At 43.3% G+C, this 2,748-nt stretch carries 3 protein-coding genes; all 3 read right to left on the minus strand.

From position 1 onward, the window contains the following. Positions 1-38 precede the first annotated feature (38 nt). The 3 genes from QUB25_RS29510 to QUB25_RS29520 all read right to left on the minus strand — a co-directional run bounded on the left by QUB25_RS29510 (position 39) and on the right by QUB25_RS29520 (position 2,664). Positions 39-1,202, minus strand: a complete 1,164-nt coding sequence (locus QUB25_RS29510) for a PepSY-associated TM helix domain-containing protein (protein ID WP_333189011.1) — start codon at positions 1,200-1,202, stop codon at positions 39-41. Continuing rightward, the gene (locus tag QUB25_RS29515) at positions 1,184-1,876 is read right to left on the minus strand and encodes a hypothetical protein (protein WP_333063161.1); all 693 of its coding nucleotides are present in this window, start codon (positions 1,874-1,876) and stop codon (positions 1,184-1,186) included. Before QUB25_RS29515 ends, QUB25_RS29510 begins: the two co-directional genes overlap by 19 nt. 65 nt (positions 1,877-1,941) lie before the next feature. Beyond that, positions 1,942-2,664: a TonB-dependent receptor domain-containing protein gene (locus tag QUB25_RS29520; RefSeq protein ID WP_333189014.1), complete on the minus strand. Its 723-nt coding sequence runs from the start codon at positions 2,662-2,664 to the stop codon at positions 1,942-1,944. Positions 2,665-2,748: the final 84 nt, after the last annotated feature.

Here is a 2,748-nt window from a genome sequence, read left to right on the forward strand (position 1 = left end):
TCGTTTTTTTTACGGTTTTACTAGCTTTTTCATTTGAGCTATTTTTTCAGGGATTTGCAAAACTGAGATGCACCCGTTTCCTCAGCCCACAATTGGGATGCTGATTCCCCTCTTTCCATCCGCCACCGTCTCCGTTTCCAAATCACTAAACCGGTGATTAATAAAACAGCAGGCATTAACCCAATGAAAACATAGAGAATGCGAGTGAAAATCCCGCCAAATGTGCCGTAGTGCAAATTAACAATTACCAACAGAACCTTAAATACGGGATTTGGTTCCAGCACTTTCTCTGCTTTCAACACCTTGCCCGTAAAGCGATCGATCTCCACTGCACTAAAGTCAAAATGTCCCGTTTTTTGTTCGGGAAAACGTTTCTGAATAACCAGCTTATTGGCTTGGTCTTCAGGAAATTGGACGTAGGAAATATTTCCACCGGGAAGGGCAGCATCGGCTTTTTGAATTAATTGACTCAGTGCAATTGGTGTTTGAGTTTGAGATGGAAGGGGTTTGGCTTCGGGCTGACCCGCTCCACCTAATAAAAATTGCGCTGCAATAATCACTGAGCCAGTAAAAGCAAGGATGCTGAGTAGAATTGTTGTGAGGATACCGCCGACGTTATGCAAGTCGTAATTCAATAGCGGTGCAGGTGCTCTCCAGCGAATTTTGAATCCGATTTTTAAGTTTCGCCAACCCGACCAAAGTAACGTTCCTGTGATAGTGGTCAGCAATAGCAATACAGCCACAAAACCCATTGTCATGTGACCGGGCTTTTTTAGAAAGAGGGTGTAGTGTAAAGTGTGCATAAAACCGATAAACGATCGCTCCCACACTCTCGAACCCAATACCTTTGCTGTATAAGGATTCACATAGACTTCTAAGTGATTTTCGTCGGGTAAATGTCCGCCAAAGTTATAGGTATCTTCGGGTGTTTTGGGAAACCGAATCAACGGATCTCGCAGATTTGGATAGGCTTGCTGGACAGAATCAAAAATCCGGTCGATCGACGCTTTTTTGGGTTGGGGAGTGACCTGCATCAAAGTTTGATTCAATGCTCGATCGGCTTCTTCACGAAAGACGATCGCGCTACCAGTCAAACCACTCATGACAAAAATTAATCCCAGAAATATGCCAATGATGCTGTGAATGTTGAGAACGAAATTCCGAATTTTCATCGCTTTTAACATCACTCTCCTTTGCCACATTTTGTTTTGCCACCACCGCAATAAGTCGCAAACCAAGGACTGAATTTAGCGGCATCTTCTTTATCGTTGGTCATATTTACAAGCGTTGCAAAGCTAGATGGCTTACTGGCATACCGAAAGTGCATATGTATTGGTTCACCATTTAATTCACCATGCGGCGGAATGAAGCTAAGATACTGGAAGCGATTACAACCTGGATCTTGCTGTTCATCTTTCACCAACTCAAATAAATCCCAAGTCATTTTGTATTCAGCGTAATACTTACCATCTCCAGTTGCACCCATGTAAACATACTGACAATTCCGTGCGATTGGTTTTTTCCCGGCTGCATCTTTGTAGAAGGTGAATTTCTCCATTTTATTGATATCAATGCGTTTGGGGTTGCGCGGATCTTTGACCGAGTTCTGGTGTTCTGTGTTGAGATTAAACACGCCATTAAATCCTAAGTAAGGGACTTTATAAGCGTTCATCGAGATCACTTGAGTAGCTACAGGCGATCGAGGCGTAATTTTTGGGGGGGCTTGCTCCGCAGTCTTTTCAGATCGACTTGCAATGTTTTCTGAGGTTAGTTTCGCCTCAGGTTGATTGACTTGTGCTGAATCTGATACGGGTTGACAAGCGATCGCCATTACCCCAGTTAGAATGAGAATTGGATTAAGTTGAAATCGTTTCATGGTGGAGTCTCCTGGTAGAAAAATTTAGAATGCGAGCGAGTCGTTGCAAAGTTGCAAAATAACTATCAAAACTTCACGGTAAATGAACCAATTATTGTCAATGGTTCACCAGGCTTATTGCCAAACGCTCTGCTACCCGTGACAGCTTGGATGTAGTTGATATTGAACAGATTTTTGATGTTGATACCAAATCGCAAATTATCCCGCTCATAAAAAATTGCGGCATTGCTTAAGAAATAACTATCCGCTTCAAAGCTGTTATCCAGATCCCCTTCTCTCTCTCCAACATAATTAAACCCAACCCCAAAGCCTAAACCCTGCAACTCTCCTCTTTGAATTTGATAAGTTGTCCACAGACTACCGCTATGTTTGGGAGCATTAAACAATCTGTTGCCAACCAAATCGCGGTTGGGATCTGCTGTAACTTCCGCGTTAGTGTAGGCGTAACCACCAATAATATTCCAACCAGGCAAAATTTGTCCCGAAATATCTAGTTCAAGCCCTCGACTCCGCTGTTCTCCACTGGCTATTGAGAATAAAGAATTATTCGGATCGGTGACGGCAACGTTTTGTTTTGTAATGTCAAAATATGCCAAAGTAGCAGCAAGCCTTCTGTCAAGCAACTCCGCTTTGATACCAGCTTCGTAGCCTTTTCCGGTTTCGGGTTCGATGATATTGCCGCCGGCTGTTCTTGCCGAACCTGGATTAAACGAGCGCGAATAACTGGCATAAACAGAAAGTTCTGGAATGGGTTGATAAACAATCCCTACACGGGGGGGTAAAAGCATCGTAATTTGGCTCTTCTGGGTTGGCGGTGGAAACTGTATAATATAGGAACTTTATGCTAGAGGCTAAGCTCATGGATTTCCATC

This window comes from Microcoleus sp. B3-D7, from assembly GCF_036705305.1.
In the GTDB taxonomy this organism is placed as follows: domain Bacteria; phylum Cyanobacteriota; class Cyanobacteriia; order Cyanobacteriales; family Microcoleaceae; genus Microcoleus.